The 21,053-nt window shown below is 68.3% G+C and carries 16 protein-coding genes, 1 other RNA gene and 1 pseudogene; 14 read left to right on the forward strand and 4 right to left on the reverse strand.

Translation table 11 applies throughout. The annotated features are described in order from the left end of the window. Window positions 1-548, forward strand: a pseudogene (locus FJV41_RS52600) (glycosyltransferase family 4 protein); the annotation flags it as partial. 99 nt (window positions 549-647) lie between these two features. Further along, window positions 648-4,895 (forward strand): response regulator, encoded by a 4,248-nt coding sequence (locus FJV41_RS35430; RefSeq protein WP_141647028.1) that lies wholly within the window; start codon window positions 648-650, stop codon window positions 4,893-4,895. Window positions 4,896-5,064: 169 nt separating this feature from the next. Here FJV41_RS35430 and FJV41_RS35435 read toward each other — a convergent pair whose 3' ends face one another. Further along, window positions 5,065-5,259, reverse strand: coding sequence for a hypothetical protein (locus FJV41_RS35435; protein ID WP_246137619.1), 195 nt, complete (start codon window positions 5,257-5,259; stop codon window positions 5,065-5,067). Window positions 5,260-5,481: 222 nt separating this feature from the next. Between FJV41_RS35435 and FJV41_RS35440 the strand changes: the two genes are divergently transcribed. From FJV41_RS35440 to FJV41_RS35475, 8 genes are all read left to right on the forward strand, one after another. After that, a complete protein-coding gene (locus FJV41_RS35440) occupies window positions 5,482-6,420 on the forward strand; it encodes an AAA family ATPase (protein WP_141647029.1) in 939 nt (312 codons plus the stop codon). 97 nt (window positions 6,421-6,517) lie between these two features. After that, window positions 6,518-7,933, forward strand: coding sequence for a patatin-like phospholipase family protein (locus FJV41_RS35445; protein ID WP_246137620.1), 1,416 nt, complete (start codon window positions 6,518-6,520; stop codon window positions 7,931-7,933). A 95-nt stretch (window positions 7,934-8,028) separates the two neighbouring features. Continuing rightward, window positions 8,029-8,976, forward strand: a complete 948-nt coding sequence (locus FJV41_RS35450; RefSeq protein WP_141647031.1) for a branched-chain amino acid transaminase — start codon at window positions 8,029-8,031, stop codon at window positions 8,974-8,976. 117 nt (window positions 8,977-9,093) lie between these two features. Then, window positions 9,094-10,431: a DUF8689 domain-containing protein gene (locus tag FJV41_RS35455; protein ID WP_141647032.1), complete on the forward strand. Its 1,338-nt coding sequence runs from the start codon at window positions 9,094-9,096 to the stop codon at window positions 10,429-10,431. Between the two features lie 117 nt (window positions 10,432-10,548). Beyond that, window positions 10,549-11,391 (forward strand): Fic family protein, encoded by an 843-nt coding sequence (locus FJV41_RS35460; protein ID WP_141647033.1) that lies wholly within the window; start codon window positions 10,549-10,551, stop codon window positions 11,389-11,391. 176 nt (window positions 11,392-11,567) lie between these two features. Then, window positions 11,568-12,689 carry a DHH family phosphoesterase gene (locus FJV41_RS35465; RefSeq protein ID WP_141647034.1) on the forward strand — a complete coding sequence of 374 codons (1,122 nt, stop codon included), beginning with the start codon at window positions 11,568-11,570 and terminating at the stop codon, window positions 12,687-12,689. After that, window positions 12,686-13,831 (forward strand): cysteine desulfurase family protein, encoded by a 1,146-nt coding sequence (locus tag FJV41_RS35470; protein ID WP_141647035.1) that lies wholly within the window; start codon window positions 12,686-12,688, stop codon window positions 13,829-13,831. Before FJV41_RS35465 ends, FJV41_RS35470 begins: the two co-directional genes overlap by 4 nt. Before the next feature lie 207 nt (window positions 13,832-14,038). After that, window positions 14,039-15,643, forward strand: coding sequence for a right-handed parallel beta-helix repeat-containing protein (locus FJV41_RS35475; RefSeq protein ID WP_141647036.1), 1,605 nt, complete (start codon window positions 14,039-14,041; stop codon window positions 15,641-15,643). Here FJV41_RS35475 and FJV41_RS35480 read toward each other — a convergent pair. The 3 genes from FJV41_RS35480 to FJV41_RS35490 all read right to left on the reverse strand — a co-directional run bounded on the left by FJV41_RS35480 (window position 15,620) and on the right by FJV41_RS35490 (window position 17,867). Then, window positions 15,620-15,805 (reverse strand): hypothetical protein, encoded by a 186-nt coding sequence (locus FJV41_RS35480; RefSeq protein ID WP_141647037.1) that lies wholly within the window; start codon window positions 15,803-15,805, stop codon window positions 15,620-15,622. The genes FJV41_RS35475 and FJV41_RS35480 overlap by 24 nt on opposite strands. Window positions 15,806-15,912: 107 nt before the next feature. Further along, window positions 15,913-16,902 carry a serine/threonine-protein kinase gene (locus FJV41_RS35485; RefSeq protein ID WP_141647038.1) on the reverse strand — a complete coding sequence of 330 codons (990 nt, stop codon included), beginning with the start codon at window positions 16,900-16,902 and terminating at the stop codon, window positions 15,913-15,915. Further along, a complete protein-coding gene (locus FJV41_RS35490; RefSeq protein WP_174487114.1) occupies window positions 16,899-17,867 on the reverse strand; it encodes a tetratricopeptide repeat protein in 969 nt (322 codons plus the stop codon). The genes FJV41_RS35485 and FJV41_RS35490 overlap by 4 nt, the downstream gene beginning before the upstream one ends. Before the next feature lie 196 nt (window positions 17,868-18,063). Between FJV41_RS35490 and ssrS the strand changes: the two genes are divergently transcribed. The 4 genes from ssrS to tyrS all read left to right on the forward strand — a co-directional run bounded on the left by ssrS (window position 18,064) and on the right by tyrS (window position 21,012). Continuing rightward, window positions 18,064-18,258: non-coding RNA, 6S RNA (ssrS, locus tag FJV41_RS35495), on the forward strand. A 19-nt stretch (window positions 18,259-18,277) separates the two neighbouring features. Beyond that, complete coding sequence (locus FJV41_RS35500) at window positions 18,278-18,904, forward strand: 5-formyltetrahydrofolate cyclo-ligase (RefSeq protein WP_141647040.1); 627 nt, start codon at window positions 18,278-18,280, stop codon at window positions 18,902-18,904. Beyond that, the gene (locus tag FJV41_RS35505; protein ID WP_141647041.1) at window positions 18,901-19,692 is read left to right on the forward strand and encodes a TIGR00282 family metallophosphoesterase; all 792 of its coding nucleotides are present in this window, start codon (window positions 18,901-18,903) and stop codon (window positions 19,690-19,692) included. The genes FJV41_RS35500 and FJV41_RS35505 overlap by 4 nt, the downstream gene beginning before the upstream one ends. 57 nt (window positions 19,693-19,749) lie before the next feature. Next, window positions 19,750-21,012, forward strand: a complete 1,263-nt coding sequence (tyrS, locus tag FJV41_RS35510; protein ID WP_141647042.1) for a tyrosine--tRNA ligase — start codon at window positions 19,750-19,752, stop codon at window positions 21,010-21,012. Window positions 21,013-21,053: the final 41 nt, after the last annotated feature.

Genomic DNA, 21,053 nt, shown 5'->3' on the forward strand with positions numbered 1-21,053 from the left:
AGCGCCCTCCCCGGCTGATGTCCGTGGACGGACCGCCCCGGCTGGAACCCATCGACGGAGCCGCCGCTCGCCCCACCCTGAAGACCGCCACCTCGGCCGCCGAACCCGAGGACGAGCCCGAGGAGATCTCCGAGGACGAAGCCCAGGCCATCGAGGACGGTGACGACGCGGGGCCTACTCCATCCCACTCCCGCCCACGTCTCGATGAACCGGACGAAATCAGCAGCGACGAGGTGGAGGAGGCCGAGGTCTCCGTCAGCAGCGCCGCGCAGCTGATCGAAGACGAGGACGAACTCCAGGAGGCCGAAGCCGAGGAGGCCCTCCCAGAGCCGGACCCGGACGACGACGGCCCTGCGCCCGAGCCCCTCTCCTCGACGCTGAATCCCTGGTTCGCCCAGCTCGCCCACGGGTACTGTCCACCCGAAGGCACTCGGTTCGCCCGTCACACGCCCCCCACCACCTTCCCGGGGCGGGATGACGATACGGATCCGTCCCGATTGCCCCCCACGCCCCGTGCACAAGGCGTCGTTCGCGGCAAGGGCTCGTGAAGCAGCCAACCGAGCACCCTCCGGAAACTTTCCAAGGTTCGCGCCCGCCCAGTAGGATGTTGCGGTTTTCACTGCACTTTTTACGGGTGAAAGGGCTTCATGGAGCGCCGCGTCCTCATCGTTGAAAGCCAAAACGACTTCGCCCTCAGCATGGCGACCGTGCTCAAGAGCGCGGGTTACCAGACCGCCATGGCGGCGACTGCCACGGATGCGCAGCGCGAGCTGGAGAAGCGCCGGCCGGATCTCGTCGTCCTCCGAGCCGAGCTGCCGGATCAATCCGGGTTCACGCTGTGCGGGCAGATCAAGAAGGGCAAGTGGGGCCAGAATCTCAAGGTTCTGCTCCTGTCCTCCGACACGGGAGTTGAAGGTCTCACGCAGCACCGGCAGACGCCGGGCGCCGCGGACGGCTACCTCGTCATCCCCTTTGAAATGGGGGAGCTGGCGTCGCTGAGCACGGGCATCGTCCCCCCGGGCACGGATGAGTCCGACGCGTCCCTTGACGCGGCGCTCTCAGGTAACGGCCCTCGCGAGGCCCCGCCTCCGATGCCGGCCATCCGCACCAGTCCGGGCGGTCCGCCCAAGCTTCCCAAGCGCGAGCGCCGCAGCGCGATGACGGAAGAGGACCGAGCGTTCCTCGACCGCGCGTTCCAATCCATCGCCGACCGCAAGGCGGAGCTGCTGGCCGAGTCGCGCCAGCTCAAGCGCCCGCCTCCGCGCCGCGAGCTGATGGGCACGCCGGAGGGGAAGATCCAGATCCTCCGCGACGAGCTGAAGACGCGCGAGGCCCAGCTCGCCCGCCTCTCCGAGATCTGGAGCGTGCGCGAGCGCGAGCTCCTGTCCGGCGAGGACCGGCTCCACGAGAAGGACGTGGAGCTGCAGGGCCTCAAGATGCAGGTCGACGACCTGTTGCGCCGCTTCAACGAGGCGCAGCAGGCCATGCTCCAGAAGGAACGCGAGCACGGCGCCACCGTCGATGATCTGCTGCTCCAGAAGTTCTCCTCGGAGAAGGACCTCATCGAGGTCGTCGCATCCAAGGAGAAGGACATCAACCTGCTGCGCAAAGAGGTCCACAACCGCGAGGACGAAGTCGCGCGGCGTGGCACCGACCTGGAGCACCTCCGAGCCGAGTACGACAAGCTGGAGAAGCTCCACAACGTCGTCACGCTGGAGTTCGAGGTCAAGGAGCAGAAGCTCCATGACACCGTCCGCGCGAACGAGGCGGAGATCGCCCAGCTGGGCAAGCGCGGTGACGACTTCGAGTCGGAGTTGGGCCGCACCGTCAGCGAGCGGGATCAACGCTACGCCGAGCTGGACGGGGAGATTCAGGCCCTCCAGGAGCGGCTGCAGCAGACGGAGCAGGAGCGCGACACCACCGTCCGCGGACTGGAGACCCGAGCCGCCTCCGCCGAGGAGCACGGCGCCCGGGGCGACGCGGAGATCATCCGGCTGAACGCGGAGCGCGACGCGCTCGAGGCGCGGCTCAGCCAGCAGGTGGAGGATCTGGAGTCCGATCTCGCGCGCACCACGAGCGAGCGCGAGCAGCTCCGGATGGACAAGGACGCCCAGGAGACGGAGCTCAATCAGCGCGTCGAGGATCGCGACGCGAAGATCTCCTCCCTGGACCGCGAGCTGGCGGAGACCATCGCTCACAACGAGCGCACCGAGGCGGACCTCAACTCCAGCATCCAGCAGCAGCTGGAGCGCATCGGCGAGCTGGAGGGCGAGGTCGAGGCCGTCAAGGCGCACCTGGCCGACCGCGAAGCCGAGCTGTCTGGCGAACTCCAGGCACTCACCGACGCGAAGAACGCGCTGGAAGAGGACCTCACCGGCCGTCTCGAGGCGCTGCAGATCGCCAAGGACGCGCTGGAGGAAGACCTCACCCGGCAGCTCGAGGACGTGCGCGCGGCGAAGGCCGAGCAGGAAGCCGACCTCACCGGGCAGATCCAGGCCCTCACCTCGCAGCTCGAGGAATCGCAGCGCCTTGGCGAGCAGCTCCAGGCGCGCGTCGCATCGCTGGAGGACACCGTCGCCCAGCGCGAGTCCACCATCGAGGGGCTCCAGGGTGACGTCGCGGCGAGGGATCAGCGCATCTCCGAGCTGACGGGAGACCTGGAGGCCACCAGCCAGACGCTCTCGCAGACGCAGGACACGCTGGCTCGCACCGAGCAGCAGCTCGCGGACACGCAGAACACCCTGGCGAGCACGGAGCAGACGCTCTCCGAGACTCGCGGCGAGCTGGAGGCCACCAGCCAGACGCTGAGCGAGACGCAGACGCGGCTGGCCCAGACGGAAGAGGCGCTGTCCACCACGCGCGGCGAGCTGGAGGCCACCAGCCAGACGCTCGCGCAGACCCAGGACACGCTGGCTCGCACCGAGCAACAGCTCGCGGACACGCAAGGCACGCTGGCCCAGACGGAAGGCTCGCTGGCGGAGACTCGCGGCGAGCTGGAGGCCACCACCCAGGCGCTCACCCAGACGCAGAACACGCTGGAGGAGACGCGCGACGAGCTGGGCACCACCACCGCGCACCGCGACGCCCTCAAGGTCGAGCTGGACGAGACCCACGGGGCGCTGCAGACGACACAAGCCGCGCTGGCGAGGACCACCGGCGAGCGGGATCAGCGCATCGCCGAGCTGCAGGCCCTGGGCGAGGCCAAGGACGCGCTGGAGCAGCTGCTCACCGGCCAGATTGGCCATCTGCGCGGAGAGCTCGCGGAGACGCTGGGCAACTACGAGGCGGAGCGGGCCGCGCACGAGAAGCTCGCCGCCGAGACGAGCGCGAACATCGAGGACCTCACCAGCGAGCGCGACGGACTGCGCTCGGAGCTGGAGGCCACCAGCCAGTCGCTCGAGCAGGTGCAGGGACAGCTCGCCGCCACGAGCGATGCGCTGTCTCGTGAGCAGCAGGCGCACACGACCAGTCGTCAGCAGGCGGCCAGCGCCCAGTCCGCGCTGGAGGCGGAGCTCAACGACGCGCGCAACCAGGTGGAGGAGCTGGGCGAACAGCTCACCATCACCAAGCACGAGCTGGGCGCACGGGTGGCGGAAGTCACCCAGCTGTCGTCCCACCTCGCGCAGGTCGAGGACACGCGGGCCAACCTCAAGGAGCGGCTGGACGCGCTCACCGAGGAGTCCCAGCGCCGCGAGGAGCTGCTCCAGAACGACCTGGCCACCAAGGGCAAGGAGCTCTCGGACACGCTGCGCAAGCTCACCCAGGTGACGCAGGAGAAGATGCGTCAGGCCGAGGTGCTCAACCGCGAGGTCGCCACCCGCACCGAGCAGCTCAAGGCGCTGGAGACCAAGCTCCAGACGCAGGCCGCCGACGCCAAGCGCCACGCGGACGGACTCGGCCAGCAGATGGCCGGGCTCAACAACCAGTTCGAGCTGGCGAAGAAGACGCTCGGCGAGCGCGAGGAGCAGCTGCGCGCGGCGGGTGCCCAGCACCAGAAGCTGGTGCAGGAGCGCGACGGCGTCACCGGTCAGCTCCAGCAGTCCGAGGCCCGGCTCCAGCAGCAGGCCCAGCAGGCGCAGCAGGAGCGCGCCGAGGCCAAGCGAGCCTCCGACGAGCTGGCGGCGAAACTGGCCAAGGCCGAGCAGCGCGTCGCGCAGCTCACGCAGGAGGCCCAGGCGAAGGCCGCCGACGCCGACGCGAAGGCCAAGGACATGCAGGGTCAGCTCGCCACCCGCACCAAGAAGGTGCAGGACCTGGAGCTGGCGCTGGAGAACGCCCAGGGCGCCAAGGCCCGCGCGGAGAAGGACCTGGTCGCGAAGGTGTCCGCCGCCGAGGGCAAGGCCAACGAGGCCGCCGCCCGACTGGCCACCGCCCAGAAGGAGCGCAAGGACCTGGAGGCGCGGCAGCTGCGCGAAATCGAGGAGCTGGGCGCCAAGCAGAAGGCCGAGCTGGAGCGTCGCGAAGCCATCAAGACGCAAGAGGTGACGCGCCTGCAGCAGTCCGTGCAGGAGAAGAGCAAGGCGCTCAAGGTCGCGGAGCTGGAACTGGCCCGCTTCAAGAGCAAGTCACCCGCCACCCCTGCCCCGGTCGCGGGCAAGGCCGCAAAGGCCGCGGCTCCCTCGGACGACGACGAACAGCTCGCCCTGCGCACGCAGCTCAATCAGATCATCCCCGCCGCGGCCGCTCCCGCCGCGGCTGCTCCCGCGAAGGCCGCCAAGGCCGCCGCGAAGCCCGCCGCCGCGAAGAAGGCCGCCCCTGCCCCCGCCTCCGCGGCCACTCCACTGGGTGGCGAGGAGTCGGAGCCCACCGACCGCACCATGCTCGTGCAGCTCCCCGTCGGTGGAGTGAAAGAGGATGACGACTGGACGGCGCTGGTGGACGAGCTCGACAAGTAGCTCGCGGCCCGGGGGCCGCCGCCACGGTGGCGGCCCTCGCCGGAAATCCCTACCTCGAGCTGTCTGGAGTTCCGGCACCCGCCGGGAAACCGGCACGGGGGCCGGGGAGCCTCAGGCGGTGTCGCGAGCCTTCGGGCCGCGACATCCATGCCCTACCGAGGCGGAAAACTCAGAGGGCGGCGCGCGCGTCGCGCACCAGTTCCTTGAAGTGCAGGCTGGCGAGGACGTCGCGGAGGGAAGCCTCACGCCCGACGCTGTGCGCCTGCATCTGCGCCTCACGCCAGCGGCTCACCAGCGTCCGCACGGCGATGTACGACAGCAGCAGGGGGAAACCACCCGGCAACAGGATGATTGCCAGCGCCATCACCATCCTCATCCACGCCCACACCATGACCACGGACCTCGCTGCTTTCCTTCGTGAGTTGCGCCATAGAGATGCACGACGTGTGCCCACGGTGCGCAAATAATTTCCCCACGTTTTTCCGCAGGGTTGGAGGGCAGCAGGGCAGGAAGGGTGGGGATGGAGGCCACGGACCCTGGCATTTTTGCCGCAGTCGCCTGGGGGGCGTCGGTTAAGTTCCACCGGGTGAGCCCCCCTTCGACGGCAGAGATCCGCACCTTCACCAGCGTGGCGGACGCGGAGAAACACCTGGAGCAGGTGGGATACCTGCCCTCCCCGGAGATCGCCACGGCGGCCTTCCTGGCGGACCGGATGGACAAGCCCATCCTCGTCGAAGGCCCCGCGGGTGTGGGCAAGACGGAGCTGGCGCGGGCCATGGCCACGGCGCTGGGCCGCGAGCTCATCCGCCTCCAGTGCTACGAGGGGCTGGACGAGGCCAAGGCCCTCTATGAGTGGGAGTACGCCAAGCAGTTGCTCTACACCCAGCTCCTCAAAGACAAGATTGGGGAGATGGTGCAGGGCACCTCCACGCTGTCGGAGGCGGCGGACCGGCTGGCCTCGAGCGACGCCGTCTTCTTCTCCGAGCGCTTCCTCCTGCCGCGCCCCATCCTCCGCGCCCAGCTCTCCGAGCGCCCCGCCCTGCTGCTGGTGGATGAAATCGACAAGGCGGACCCGGAGTTCGAGGCCTTCCTGCTGGAGGTCCTCTCCGACAACGCCGTCACCATCCCCGAGCTGGGCACCTTCCACGCCAAGCACATCCCCCGCGTGCTGCTGACGTCCAACAACGCGCGCGAGCTGTCCGACGCGCTCAAGCGCCGGTGCCTGCACCTGCACATCGACTTCCCGGACCGGGAGCGGGAGCTGCGCATCGTCCGCTCGCGGCTGCCCCACGTGCCGCAGATGCTGGCCGAACAGGTGGTGGAAGCCGTCGCCGCCATCCGCGCCCTGGACTTGAAGAAGGCGCCCTCCATCAGCGAGACGCTGGACTGGGCGCAGAGCCTGGTGCTGCTCAACGCGGAGCAGCTCACCTCGGACGTCGTGGCCTCCACGCTCAATCTCGTCCTCAAGTACGAGGGCGACATCGAGAAGGCCCGCGCCAACCTGCCGCAGATCGCCCAGGCGTGAAGCCCTTCATGACGCCCGCCCTCCCGGGGGCGGCGGGAGGGTGTCCGACAGACGGTGTATGCTCGGGGCTCGCGCCCACCGAGGCCCTGGCTCACTTGTGCTCCTGAAGGAACGCTTCCAGATCACCCGGCCGCTCGAGGAGCTGGAGCTCTCCCTCGTGCGCGCGTCCCTGGCGACGCCTGGCCTGCTCGACGAGCGCGAGGAGGCCGTGCTGCGCACCGCGCTGTCGCTCGCGCGGCTCTACAAGGTCCAACACGGGGGGCTGGACGTGGGCGTGGGCGCCCTGCTCACGCCGTTCCGCGAGGAAGTGGAGCGCCGGCTCACGCCCGTGCTCGGTGGGCTCCGGCCTCCGACGCGAGACAGGCTGGTGCCCCACGTGAGGGACTTGCGTGAGCACGCCGCGAAGGCGCGTGACGGCGTGGTGGCCCGGCTGCGAGGGCGGGTCCCTCCGGAGGCGTTGGACCGCGAGCTGCGTCACAAGGAACTGGTGATGGTGACGGGAGGCGGAGGCGGCACCGCTTTCGTGTACCTGGGAGTGATGAGCCTGCTGGCCGAGCACGGCCTGGAGCCGAAGCTGCTCGCGGGCGCATCCATGGGCGCCATCCTCGCCATCATGCGCTCGCGCATGGCGCGCTTCGACCCCACGGAGATGATCAACATTGTCCGGGGGCTGTCCTTCCGGAAGCTCTTCCGCTTCATCTCCACGGAGAGCCGCTACGGCCTGCCCGCGGCGCTGCGCCTGTTCCTGCGCGCGGGCCTGGGACGTTTCTTTGGCGCGGGCCCCGAGGGCAGCGGCCTGCGCCTCAAGGACCTGCCGGTGCCCACGCTCATCTCCGTGGGCGGCATCCGCCGAGGCATGCTCCCCCGCCCGCTCGAGTATTACGAGCGCCTGATGGGCACCAGTCCCCTGGGCCTGCTCAACCCCGCGGGCGTGGCGCGCCGCATCCAGGCCGCCATGGGCGCCATGGCGGAGCTGTTCACCCGCCCCGAAATCACCGTGCGCCTGCACCTGGGCTCGGACGACTCCACCGGTGAATTCGACGCGCTCGACGCCGCGGGCTTCTCCTCCGCGCTGCCCGGCGTCATCCACTACGACGTGCTGCGCGAGGACCCTCGCATGCACTCGCTGCTCGATGACCTGCTCGCGCACCACGGCGTGGCCAGGCTCATCGACGGGGGCCTCGTCGACAACCTCCCCGCGAAGGCCGCGTGGAAGGCCGTCGCGCGAGGACGCATCGGCACGCGCAACACCCTCATCCTCGCGCTGGACGGCTTCGCACCCCGACTCGCCACGCCCTTCTGGCTCCCCCTTCAGCGCCTGGCCGCGATGACGGTGGCCCCCAACCTGCCCTACGCCCATCACATCAAGCGCTTCTCCCGCACGCTGTCACCGCTGGATGTCGTGCCCTCCGTGGAACTCGCGTCCAAGGCGCTCCACTACGGCCGAAAGGCGCTCGCCGAGGACCTGCCCTTCTTGCGACGCATGCTGGCCCCACTGCCACACGTGCTCTGATTTCCCTGAAACGGCTTTCACGCTTTGACCTCATAGGGTCCAGTGGCTAGAAGGGCCGGGCAGTCCCACTTCTTACAGGCCGAAGGAACCCCCGCATGAGCTCGACCTCGACCAGTGTTTTGCGTGCCGACCAGATATGGCTCGACGGCAAATTGGTGAAATGGGACGAGGGCCACGTGCATGTGATGACGCATGCGCTGCACTACGGGCTCGGCGTCTTCGAGGGTATCCGCGCGTACAAGACGCATGATGGCCGGCTGGCGGTGTTCCGCCTGCGCGAGCACATCCAGCGGCTGCTCGACTCGGCGCACATCTGCATGTTGAAGATGCCGTACACCGAGGACGAGCTCGTCGAGGCGTGCCTGGACCTGCTGCGCAAGCAGAAGGACCTGTTCGCCAACGGCGCGTACCTGCGGCCGGTGGCCTTCATGGGCGATGGCGCCATGGGCCTGGGCGCGGTGAACCCCACCCGCGTGGCCGTGACGGCGTGGGATTGGGGCGCGTACCTGGGCGACAAGGGCATCCGCGAGGGCATCCGCGCCAAGGTCAGCTCCTTCACGCGCCTGCACGTCAACGTGAACATGGTGCGCGGCAAGATTTCCGGCCAGTACGTCAACTCCATCCTCGCCAAGCGCGAGGTGGTGCTGGCGGGCTACGACGAGGCCATCCTCCTGGACATCAGCGGCTTCGTGGCCGAGGCGTCCGGGGAGAACATCTTCATGGTGAACAAGAAGGGCGTCATCAAGACCCCACCCTTGTCCTCGCCCATCCTCGACGGCATCACCCGCGACACCGTCCTCAAGATTCTCCGCGACAGCGGTCGCACCGTGGATGAGGTGACCTTCACCCGCGACGCGCTCTACATCTGCAACGAGATCTTCTTCACCGGCACCGCCGCGGAAATCACCCCCGTGCGCGAGGTGGACGACCGCACCGTCGGCACCGGCAAGCCCGGCCCCATCGGTACCTTCGTGCAGGACATGTACTTCCGCACGGTCCGGGGCATGGAGCCGCGCTACGCCGAGTGGCTCACCTACGTCTGACCCCCGGCGCCAGGCCTCCGGCGCCGTCCGGGGTAGGGAGCCTGCCTCCCTGCCCCCAGACCCCGGGAATCATCCCTTCTGCCCTCCCAACGCGGGTTTGGGCTAGAAAGGGGCCCGATGGCACCCGCCGGACACGCCTACGACGACAATCCGTTCAAGCTCGAGAACCCTTCCATCCTCGACATCGCTCCCGCGGAGCCGAAGTCGGTGGAGGAGACGGGGCTCAAGATGGGACTGCTCGCGGACATCGCGCTGAAGTTCCTCTATTACACCGGCACCGGCACCGGCATGGTCATCGCGGCCGAGATGCGCCTGCCGTGGTCGGGCGTCATCGAGCACGTGGTGGACTTCCTCGCCACGGAGAAGCTGGTGGACCTGCGCGGCGGCAAGGGCTTCGGCCGCGCGTCCGTGGAGTTCATCCTCACGGAGAAGGGCCGCGAGTACGCTCGCGACGCGCTCACCCGCACGACGTACGTGGGCCCCGCCCCCGTACCCATTGAGCAGTACAACGCGCTCATCACCAGCCAGACGGAGGAGACGCCCGTCGTCAGCCAGGAGGAGCTGGTGATGGCGCTCAGCCACCTCACCGTCCCCGCCGAGCTGATGGACAAGCTGGGCCCCGCGGTGAACTCCGGGCGTTCGCTCTTCCTCTACGGCCCCCCGGGCAACGGCAAGACGAGCCTCGCGGAGGCCGTCTCCCACATGTTCGGCGGCGAGGTCTACGTGCCGCACTGCCTGGAGATCGGCAATCAGATCATCCAGGTGCATGACCACCTCATCCACACGCCCGTCTCGCTGGAGATGGGCGGCGATGCGTCCGGCCGCCGTCAGAGCTTCGAGATGGACAACCGGTGGATGCTCTGCCGCCGGCCCGCCGTCGTCGTCGGTGGCGAACTCACGCTGGAGACCCTGGACCTCATCTACTCGGAGAGCACCCGCTTCTACGAAGCCCCGTTCCAGGTGAAGGCCAACGGCGGCATGCTCCTCATCGACGACTTTGGCCGCCAGAAGGTCCACCCCACAGACCTTCTCAACCGGTGGATCGTTCCCCTGGAAAAGCGGGTGGACTTCCTCACCCTCCATACCGGCAAGAAGTTCGAAATCCCGTTTGATCAGCTTCTCGTCTTTTCCACGAATTTGGACCCCAAGGAGTTGGTGGACGAGGCGTTCCTGCGCCGCATCAAGTACAAAATCGAGGTCACCAATCCCGACGAGGAGTCCTATCGGGAGATCTTCCGCCGGGTGTGCGAGGCGGCGGGAATTCCCTATGTGGACCAGGCCGTCACGTACCTCGTCGAGCACTATTACAAGCCCAGGACGATGCAGCTTCGCGCGTGCCATCCCCGCGATTTGGTGGGGCTCATCAAGGACGCGGCCCGGTACCGGCAGATACCGCCGGCCCTGTCCAAGGACCTGCTCGACCAGGCGTGCGAGGTCTTCCTCGTCAATCTCTAGTGGATTTCGTTGTTACAACCGTGCGGAATTTCTAGAATCCGCATGCCGTTGTATCGCTCGGCCGCACGCTTCGGTCTCCGCCCCGCGGGGATACGACGCAAGAAGGAGCCGCAGTCCGTGAAGGAACGCTACCAGGACATCGACGAGAAGAACGAGGCGCTGCGCGAGTACCTCGACATCTACAAGGACAAGCAGCCAGCGCGTGACTTCCTCGAACAGTTCGAGATGTCGTGGATCTACCACGACGCCGCACTGGAAGGCGTGGTCTACACCCACCAGGAACTGAAGGCCGCGCTGTTCCCCAGTCGCGCGAGCGCCGAGGCCTCCATGATTCCGGTGGTGCTCGAGATTCGCAATCACAAGGCCGTCTGCGACTTCATTCGCGAGGAAGCCGCGGGCGCCAAGAAGCAGGCGCAAATCACCCTCACCACCATCAAGCGGATGCACGACCTCTTCCTCGGGAACACCCCGGAGGCATTGGCCGAGCGCGCGCGCATGGAGCGACGGGAGCGCACGGAGAAGGAGCTCGCCAAGGAGCGCGAGCGCTCGGGGCTGCGCAAGGACATGCCGCTGCACCGCACGTACTTCCACGACATCCACCAGCCCGCGAAGATCCAACCGGCGCTGGAGAAGCTCGTGGACTACACGGCCAGCGCCGAGTTCCGCGAGTTCCATCCCATCAAACAGGCCGCCACGGTGCAGCACAGCTTCCTGCAGATCTTCCCCTTCACCGAGCACAGCGGGAAGGTGGGGCGCATGTGCAGCAACCTCATCCTGCTGCGCAATGGCTACATGCCCGCCGTCATCCACTCCATTGACCGGCAGCGCTATTACGAGTGCTTCCGGGGCCCGGTGGCGCAGTTCCGCACGGTGCTGATGGACGCCATGGAGAACTCGCTCGACAACGGGGTGAAGTACTTCAGGGACCTCGGGCGCAAGTACAAGGCCATCAACAACTAGTTGGACCTCCTCAAGGGGGCAGGAAGGCATCCGGGCACACGGCCTTCCGCCCCTCCGTGAACGTCGGAGGGGGCGTTTGCACCATTGATGTGCGGGTGACACCGCGCCCTCAATGTCGAGGAGACAACATCCGGCATCTCGAAACCCGAGGCCGGAGGAAGTAAAGAAGACCATCCATGCCCGTGACCCAGTCCTTCAACAGCCGCCGTGCCCAGGGAGCCATCGGGGGCGAGCTGACGGAGCCTCCGCCACCGCGACTGGCCCTGCTATCGGCCCGGGACAAGCTGGACCGGCTGCTCCAGGTGGCCAAGGGGCACCGCAAGGCGCTCATCCTCACGCACGACAACCCGGACCCGGACTCGCTGGCCGCCGCGGTGGCGCTCGCCCACCTGCTGGAGCGCCGAGCGGACGTGGAGGCCCACGTGGGCTACGGGGGCATCATCGGCCGGGCGGAGAACATCGCCTTCGTGAAGGTGCTGCGGCTGCCCATCTCCCACGTGTCGCAGATCGACTTCGACGAGTACGACCTCTTCGGGTTGGTGGACACGCAGCCCAAGGTGGGCAACCACTCGCTGCCCGTGCGGCTGGAGGCCCACCTCGTGGTGGACCATCACCCGCTGCGCGAGGAGAGCCTGGCGTCGCCCTTCGCGGACGTGGGCGGGGACTTCGGCGCGACGTCCACCATGCTGGTGGAGTACCTACGCGCCGCGCGCGTGGAGCCCTCCGTCGAAGTGGCCACCGCGCTGTTCTACGGCATCAAGGCGGACACGAGGGACCTGGGCCGCGAGACGACGCAGACGGACATCGACAGCTACCTGTGGCTGTTCCCGCGCATGGACAAGTCGATGCTCGCGCAGATCGAACACCCCGAGCTGCCGGCGCGCTACTTCCAGCTGTACCACACGGCTTTCGAGCGGGCGAAGGTCTACGGCACCGCCATCGTCACCGACCTGGAGGAGGTCTACTCCCCGGACATGGTGGCGGAGGTCGCCGAGCGGCTGATGTTCCTCGAGGGCACGAAGTGGTCGCTGGCCTTCGGCACGTACCGCAACCAGCTCTACTTCAGCCTGCGCGTGAAGGACCGGCGGATGAACGCGGGCCGGCTCATCCGCGAAATCTTCGAGGACTACGGCGGCTCCTCCGGCGGCCACGGCAGCATGGCCGGCGCGCGGCTGCCGCTGTCGGGCAAGGCGGCGCAGCGCAAGGCGCTCAAGCGTGAGCTGGTGAGTCGCTTCCTGGAGGCCTTCGGCGTCTCGGACGAGCGTCCCGTGTCGCTGCTCTCCGCGCAGGACTCGTGATCTACTGGGACTACAACGCCGCCGCGCCTGTCCGGCCGGAAGTCGCGACGGGGCTCGCGCACGCACTCATTCACGGCGGCCATGGAAATGCCTCCAGCGTGCACGCCGCCGGCCGCGAGGCTCGCGCCAGGCTGGACGCCGCGAGAGCCCGGGTGGCGCGCGTGCTGGGCTGCGAGCCGAAGGAAGTCTGCTTCACGGCCTCGGGCAGCGAGGCGGATGCCCTGGCCCTGGTGGGCGCGTGGCATGCGCGGCCCTCGCCGGAGCGACGTCGGCTGGTGACGTCGGCGGTGGAGCACCCTGCCCTGCTGGGAGCGGTGGCGCTGCTCGAACGGGAAGGCGCGCAGGTGGTGCGAGTCGCCCCAGGCCCGGATGGGCGCGTGCGCGAGGAGGACCTGCTCGCGGCGCTGACGCCGGACACCGCGCTGTGCTCGCTGATGTGGGCCAACAACGAGACGGGCGTGGTGCAGCCCGTGGCGGAAGTCGCGCGCGCGTGCCGCAAGCAGGGCGTGCTCTTCCACACGGACGCGGTGCAGGCGGCGGGCAAGCTCCCGCTGTCGCTGCGCGAGGTGGACGCGGATCTGCTGTCGCTGTCGGCGCACAAGTTCGGCGGGCCCTCGGGCGTGGGCGTGCTGGTGGTGCGCAAGGGCGTGGACGTGCGCGCCCTCACCCCCGGACACCAGGAAGGGGGCCGCCGCGGAGGGACGCAGAACATCCCGTATGCGGAGGCCCTGGCGCTCGCGCTGGAGCTCGCGGCGGGTGAGCAGGCGACGCTGGCGGCCCGGCTCGGCTCGCTGCGCGACGACTTCGAGCGCGCGGTGCTGGAGTCGGTGGCGGGCGTGACGGTGAACGGCGCGGGTGTGGCCCGCGTGCCCAACACGAGCAACCTGCGCTTCGACGGCGTGGAGGGCGAGGCGCTGCTCATCGCGCTCGACCTGGATGGCATCTGCGTGTCGATGGGCGCGGCCTGCGCGTCCGGGACGTTGACGCCCTCGCACGTGCTCCGGGCCATGGGACTGTCAGCGGTCCAGGCACGCGGCAGCCTCCGCTTCAGCCTGGGGCCCGACACCCGCGAGGACGATGTGCGCCGCGTCGTCGACGCACTCCGTCGTCACGTGCCCCTGGTTCGCGCCCTCGCGGGCTAGGTCCTCTTCGCGCCCGACGCACGCGCGTGGCCCCTCGTCCTTGCACGCCGCCACGTACGTCAGGCGCACTTGACGCATATCCATCCCCGCCGAACCACGAGCATCCTCCTGTGAATGCCGCGTCCCCCTTGGGGGCATGGGCGCTTGATGAAGGCGACTCCGGTGGAAAGCATCATCCCCACTGCCGACAAATCAGGGGGGCTGCACATGGGTCAGGGTTCGAAGGGGCTGGGGTTTCTGAGGAATCGGTTCGCGGTGCTCGTGTACGGGCTCGCGCTCGCATGTGGCCCGGGCTCGGCGGAGCTGGGGGCCGGTGACACACAGCGCCCTGGAACGGAGACGGGTGCGACTCGAGTCACCGCGCTTCGGGGTGACACGAGCGCCACTGGCGACGACCCGGCGCTGTGGGAAGAGCAGATGACACCGCTCAACGCGAAGGAGTTGTTCCGGAGCCAGTGCCCCTCGGCGGCCGACGCGCAGGGCCCCACGCTGTACGTCGCGAACACGGGGCCCCGGGATGCAGAGGCTCCGCTGGGCTCCTCGGACAATCCCTTCCCCACCATCATGGCGGCGGTGAAGGTGGCGCAGCCGGGCGACGTCATCCAGGTTCGCGAAGGGACGTATCCCGAGCAGGTCGCCATCAATCCACTGAAGGCGCGCGCCGGAACGGCCACGTCGCCCATCGTCCTGAGGGGGGAGCCGTCGCGCCGACCTCGCATCGTCCCTTCAACGACCGACGTGGGCAGCCTGCTGGTGCTGAGCCAGCCCTATTGGATCGTCCAGTCCGTGGAGGTGGACGTGCTCGAGCGCCCCTCGTTCGCCGCGCTCTTCGAGGACAGCACCACCTGCTCGCAGTTGACCGACTCCGTGCTCCATGGCGGCCGGGCTGGCGGAGGGGTCGTCGTCAGCGATGCGACTCGCGTGCTCGTCGACGGCAACGCCATTCACGACTTCTCCAGGACGGGCTTTGACTCCCATGGGGTGGCGGTGAAGGGCTCCTCGCGCGAGGTCTTCATCCTGGAGAACACCATCCACGACGCGTCGGGCGATGGCGTGCAGTGCCAGCCCAGTGAGGCCAGGCCGTCCACCCTCTTCATCGAGCGCAATCAGATGTACGACTGCGGCGAGAATGGCATCGACGTCAAGGCGTGTGACGACATCGCCATCTACGAGAACGTCCTCTTCCGCTTCCCCAACCTGGAGCGCTACCCGTGGCAGGAGAAGACCTCCGCCGCCGAGGCGGTGTTGATCCACGAGGACGCGACGAACATCCAGATTGTCGGCAACCTCGTCTTCCAGGCGGGCCGCGGCATCTCCATTGGCGGGACGTCCCCGGTGGACAACCCCGTCAACGTGCTGGTGCAGGGCAACAGGGTGACGGACATCTACAACTTCGCGAACCGGCACAACGGCCAGGGCATCCGCGTCGTGAGGGCGCAGGGAGTGCGTGTGCTCGGCAACCTCATCGAACGCACGGCGGACTCGGGCCTGCGACTGGCCGCGGACGAGCCCTTCGTCGTCTCGGACCTGACCGTCTTCGACAACACCCTGAGGGACATGCGCAGCTTCGTGAAGCTGGGCCGCGACACGTCCCGCCCCGGCTTGCGGTTGGACCGCAACCGCTACGAGGGAGCGAGCGGCATCTTCAGCGCTTTTGGACTCCTGTCCGAAGGTGACTTCGCGGCCTGGCACGGCAGGCTCACACCCTACGGACTCGAACAGCACTCCGTGCGAGTCACACCAGGGGACCCCGATGACTTCCCGCTCCCCATGTTCATCCCCACCGCCCTACCAGTTCTGCTCGGGGAGTGACTTCTCACGCACGTCTTCGTCCGGTTGGCCGTAGCCTGGCATCCCGTCCTCGCGCGGCTCATCGGGCTTGGGCGGAAGCCGCTGGGGAAGGTCCTCGCGCGTCTTGCGCTCGGGGGCGGGCTCTTCGGGCTGGGGCTTCGGAGGCTGGGGCTGGGTGGCCATGGCGATCCTCGGGGTGCGGACATGCACGCTCGGAAGGAAGCATCTCCATCCCCTCGGCCAGAGGGGACTGGGGCCGCGAGCCTCGGCGCGAGCGCGCGCCCGCTCCCCTACTCCGCGCGCGACGTGCCGGAAGGGGACGCCGGCGTGCTCGCGGCTGCGTCGTCACTGGCTCCGAACAGGCCACGCACCACGGCGGCGATGGCCAGCGGCGTGCCCACCCGCTCGTCATAGTGCGGGGCGAGCGCCTGGGCGAAGGACTCGGCCGAGGGGAAGCGGTCTTCGGGACGCTCGGAGAAGGCGCGCCGCACCACGTCCTCGAGCGCCTCCGGCACGTCCGGGCGCAGCTCCCGCAGCGGCCGGTAGCTCCGCGAGCGGATGGCGTGGAACACCTCGTCCGGCGTGGTGCCGGTGAAGGGACGCTCCAGCGTCAGCAGCTCGTACAACACCACCGTCGCCGCCCACAGGTCCGCCTCCGGGCTCACCTCGCCGAGCAGCGACTCCGGGGACAGGTAGTAGGGCTTGCCCAGCACCTCGCCCTCCTGGAGCTTGCCGTCGACGAGCACGCGGGAGACGCCGAAGTCGCCCAGCTTGATTTCGCCCACGCGGGAGATGAAGAGGTTGGATGGGGACACGTCGCAGTGGACGATGCCCAGCGGCTCGCCCTGCGGCCCGGTGGCGCCGTGCGCGTACGCGAGCGCCTCCAGCAGCACCTTGCCCAGGTACACCGCGAAGTCCAACGGCAGGGGGATGCCGCGCACCTTGCAGCGGCGGAGGATCTGACCGAGGTCCCGGCCATCCACCAGCTCCATGACGATGAAGTAGATGCCCTCCAGTTCGCCGGCATCCAGCACCGTGACGATGTTCGGGTGGTGCAGTTGCTTGGACAGCTGCGCCTCGCGCGAGAACAGCGACACCGACTCCGGATCCGCCGTCAGCGCCGGCAAGAGCCGCTTGAGGGCCACCGTCCAGCCCTCACGCGGGCCGGACAACACCCGCGCGCGATACACCTCCGCCATGCCGCCCTTGCCCAGCACGGAGAGAATCTCGTAGTGGCCGAAGACCCGCTGGGTCCTGGGGGGCGAGGGCGTCTGACTCACGGGCTGGTGCTTCCGGCTCCCGCCGACTCGCGGCCCGGCGCGCGCTTTCGATTCTTCGCCTGCCTGGCCTGCTCGATGTCACCGGCCAGCGCCCTCACCAGCGCGGCCTCCCAGGGCTTGGGCTCCTCGGGCTTCCAGCCGAGGTCCAGCGCCCGGCGCAGCAGATACGGAACCCGGCTCTTGTTGCCGGCCATGTCGTGCGCGTACGCCTGCCACGCGTAGACATCCGGCCGCCCGGCGGGCACCGAGGAGATCCGGTTCAGCGACTCCAGCGCCTTGGAGGAGTTGCCCGTCCCCAGATGGCAGCCGGCCATGCCCACGAGCGCGTCCAGGTTGCGAGCATCCTCCAGGAGCGCTGCCTCGAAGCGCGAGCGGGCGACCTCCCACTTGCCCACCGCGAGCAACTGCAGGCCCATGCTCACGGGGCTTGTCGCCACCACGGGGGGGCGGGCCTCGGCGACCTTCGCCTCGGGGCTCTTCGGCGCCGCGGCGACGGCCTCCTCGGGCTCGTCGGTGGCGGCATCCGGCGCGCTCCCCTGCGCTCCAGAAGCGGCGCCCTCCTCCTCGCCCTCTTCCACCGGCGCGCCGCCCAGCCCACGCAGCAGCAGCTGCGAGTCCTTCAGCCCCGGAGAGTGGCACCCCTCGGGCAGCCGGAAACGCGCGGTGATGACCGACGACTGGGGGTTGTAGACGGCCAGCACCGGGAAGCTCCGGGCACCCACGCACTCGGGTACCCCGGACAGGCACACCTGCACCGTGGCGACCAGGACGTTGCCCTGGAACTCACCGGTGAGGACCTCCGTGCCCGCGGGGAACTTGCAGCCGCCCCCGGACCCGGCGGACGTGCCGACCAGGCGCTCGCCCACCATGTGCAGGTCCACCTGCCCGTAGGTATCCCCCATATAGGGGCCTGCGAGCTTCGGGCCCGCCCAGGCGAGGCCGGAGGTGACGGAAAGAGCCGTCACGAGTCCCTTGTTTAGAAGCGAGGGCGGCATGTGCGGGGTGTGGGGGGCTCCCATCATAGGGGGGCCGTGGCTGGCTTGTAAACGCGCGAGGATGCCTTGACCCCGCCGCTTCCCATCCTTATCATTTCAAAAGGTGGTCGCGAGATTTCTCAGTTATTTCGAGGCCTTGGTGGCACTGTAGCTTTGTTTCAAGGGCTGTCCCCTGCGGGGCGCGTGATGCCCAGCAGAAATTCGAACCGATACGTCCGTTCCGGGGTCCGTTTCGGCTTCCATGTGCAAGCCCTCCCCTCTCACGAGGGATGAGGGAAGCCTGCGGAGGCATGATTTCGGTCCCCACCTGGCTTTTAGGGTTCAATGGACGCTGGGCACACGGCCATGCGGCGGGGGACTTTTTCTGCGGAGCGGCGGCGGTGAGCGAGACGGTGGTGGAAGAGGCGGCGGCGGCGAGGAAGCAGACGCTGCGGGATGAGTTGACGGCGCGCCGAAAGGCGATGACGCCCGACCTCATCGATACGCGGGGTCTCAAGGTGCAGTCTCGATTCCTGGCGACGCAGTACTATCATAAAGCGAGGACTGTGGCGTTGTACGCCCCCATCCGGGGCGAGGTGCCGACACGGGACATTCTCATCGCGGCGTTGCAGGACGAGAAGATCGTCTGCTACCCGCTGTCCCATGTGCACGGGCGGATTCTCTCGTTCCGGGCCATCAAGTCGGAGGCGGAGTTGGAACCGGGCCGGCTGGGCGTCCGGGAGCCGACGAACTCCTCGGACCTGATCGCGGTGGACCAGATCGACCTGTTCGTTGTTCCGGGTCTGGGCTTCACGCGGGACGGCAAGCGACTGGGACGCGGAGGCGGCTACTACGACGCCACCCTGCGCGCGGCCAGTGCTCGCAGTCGGCGGGTGGGACTGGCCTTCAGTGATCAGCTCGTCGAAATCCTGCCTACGACAGGGGACGACGTGGACATGGACCTCGTGGTGACGGAATCCGAGACCTGCCGCGGCCTGTTCCGCGAGCCGGAATTCCTGGATACGTGAAGGTCCTCTTCATGGGAGACGTGGTGGGTCGTCCGGGGCTTCAAGCCGTCCGAGCGCTCCTGCCACGTCTGAAGGCCACCCATGGCGTGGACGTGACGATTGCCAACGCGGAGAACAGCGATCAGGGTGCCGGCATCTCTCCGGAGACGGCCGACACCCTGCTCGCCGCTGGCGTTGACCTGCTGACCAGCGGCAATCACTTCTGGTCCAAGAAGGCCATCATCCCCTGGGTGACGGCCCATCCGGACAAGCTGCTGCGGCCGGCGAACTACCCCAAGGACACTCCAGGACGAGGGCACGGCGTGGTGACGCTCAAGGACGGGCGCGCGCTGGGCGTCATCAACCTGGAGGGCCGCGTCTTCATGCGCGCGCACGACAACCCCTTCGAGGTGGTGCAGGGGTTGGTGGAGGAGCTGCGCGCGCGCACGCCGTGCATCCTCGTGGACATGCACTGCGAGGCCTCCAGCGAGAAGAACGCCATGGGGGCGCACCTGGATGGGCGCGTGTCCGTCGTGGTGGGGACGCATACCCATGTGCAGACGGCGGATGAGCGCATCCTCCCCGGCGGCACGGCCTTCATCACCGACGTGGGCATGTGTGGCCCACTGGATTCGGTCATCGGGATGAAGAAGGAGCAGTCCCTGGCGCGATTCCTGGGGCAGAAGAACGCGCCCTATGAAGTGGCCGAGCGGCTCGTCTATCTCCAGGGTGTGGTGGTGGACATCGACGATGCCTCCGGACGCGGCAAGAGCATCGAGCGTGTCCGAGTCCACCTTCCGGGCACCTGAAAGTCGCGGTGGAAGGGCCGCTCGCGCGGCGCCACTTTCGGCTAAGGTCCGCCGCCCATGAATCCGGACGCGCTGCGCAAGGCGACCCCCGAGGAGCAGTTCGAAGAAGTCACCCGAGGCACGGTGGATCTCCACTCGCCCGAGGACCTGAAGAAGAAGCTCAAGTACGCGTATGACTCGGGCAAGCCCCTGGTCATCAAGGCGGGGTTCGACCCGAGCCGGCCGGACCTGCACCTGGGGCACTCGCTGCTGCTCACGCGCATGCGCCGCTTCCAGGACTTCGGGCACACGGTGGTGTTCCTCATCGGTGACTTCACCGCGCTGATTGGAGACCCCACGGGCCGCAACGCCACGCGCCCCGCGCTCACCCGCGACGAGGTGAAGGCCAACGCGGAGACGTACAAGCAGCAGGTCTTCAAGGTGCTGGACGAGGCCAAGACGACGGTGCGCTTCAACTCCGAGTGGTTGGACCAGCTCGGCACCGAGGGGATGATTCGCCTGGCGTCGCGCTACTCGCTGCAGCGCATGCTGGAGCGGGACGACTTCAAGAAGCGCTTCCGGGAGAACGTCTCCATCGCCATCCACGAGATGCTCTACCCGCTCTTGCAGGGGTTCGACTCCGTGGCGCTGAAGTCGGACGTGGAGATGGGCGCGACGGACCAGCTCTTCAACCTCCTGGTGGGCCGGCAGCTCATGCGCGAGGAGAACCTGGCGCCGCAGGTCATCATGACGGGCCCCATCCTGGAGGGCCTCAGCGCGAAGCTCGTCGAGGGGAAGATCGTCGGCGACAAGATGTCCAAGAGCCTGGACAACTACGTGGGCGTCAGCGAGCCGGCGGACACCATGTTCGGCAAGCTGATGAGCATCACCGACGACCTCATGTGGCGCTACTACCAGCTCCTGTCGGCGCTGACGCTCAAGGAACTGGGCGAGTTGCAGGCCAAGGTCGCCAGCGGCGAGGTGCATCCGAAGGTCGCCAAGCTGGGCTTCGCGCGGGAGATGACGGCGCGCTTCCACGGCGCCGAGGCGGGGCGCAAGGCGGAGGAGGACTTCGAGAAGCGCTTCGCGAAGAAAGAGCTGACGGCGGAGGACCTGCCGCAGGTGGAGCTCTCCCTGGCCGGCGCGGCGACGATGCCCGTGACGAAGATCCTGGTCGAAGCGAAGCTGGTGGCCTCCTCGACCGAGGGACGCAAGATGATTTCCCAGGGTGGCGTGCGGGTGAACGGCGAGAAGGTGATGGACGCCAAGGCGGAGCTGGGGCCTGGCGAGTACACGGTGCAGGTCGGCAAGCTGAAGGCGGCGCGCGTCAAGCTGGCGTGAATTCCCTGGGGCACCCCGACGTCCCAGGTGCCCGAGGAGCC

Source organism: Myxococcus llanfairpwllgwyngyllgogerychwyrndrobwllllantysiliogogogochensis (assembly GCF_006636215.1).
Classification (GTDB): Bacteria; Myxococcota; Myxococcia; order Myxococcales; family Myxococcaceae; genus Myxococcus; species Myxococcus llanfairpwllgwyngyllgogerychwyrndrobwllllantysiliogogogochensis.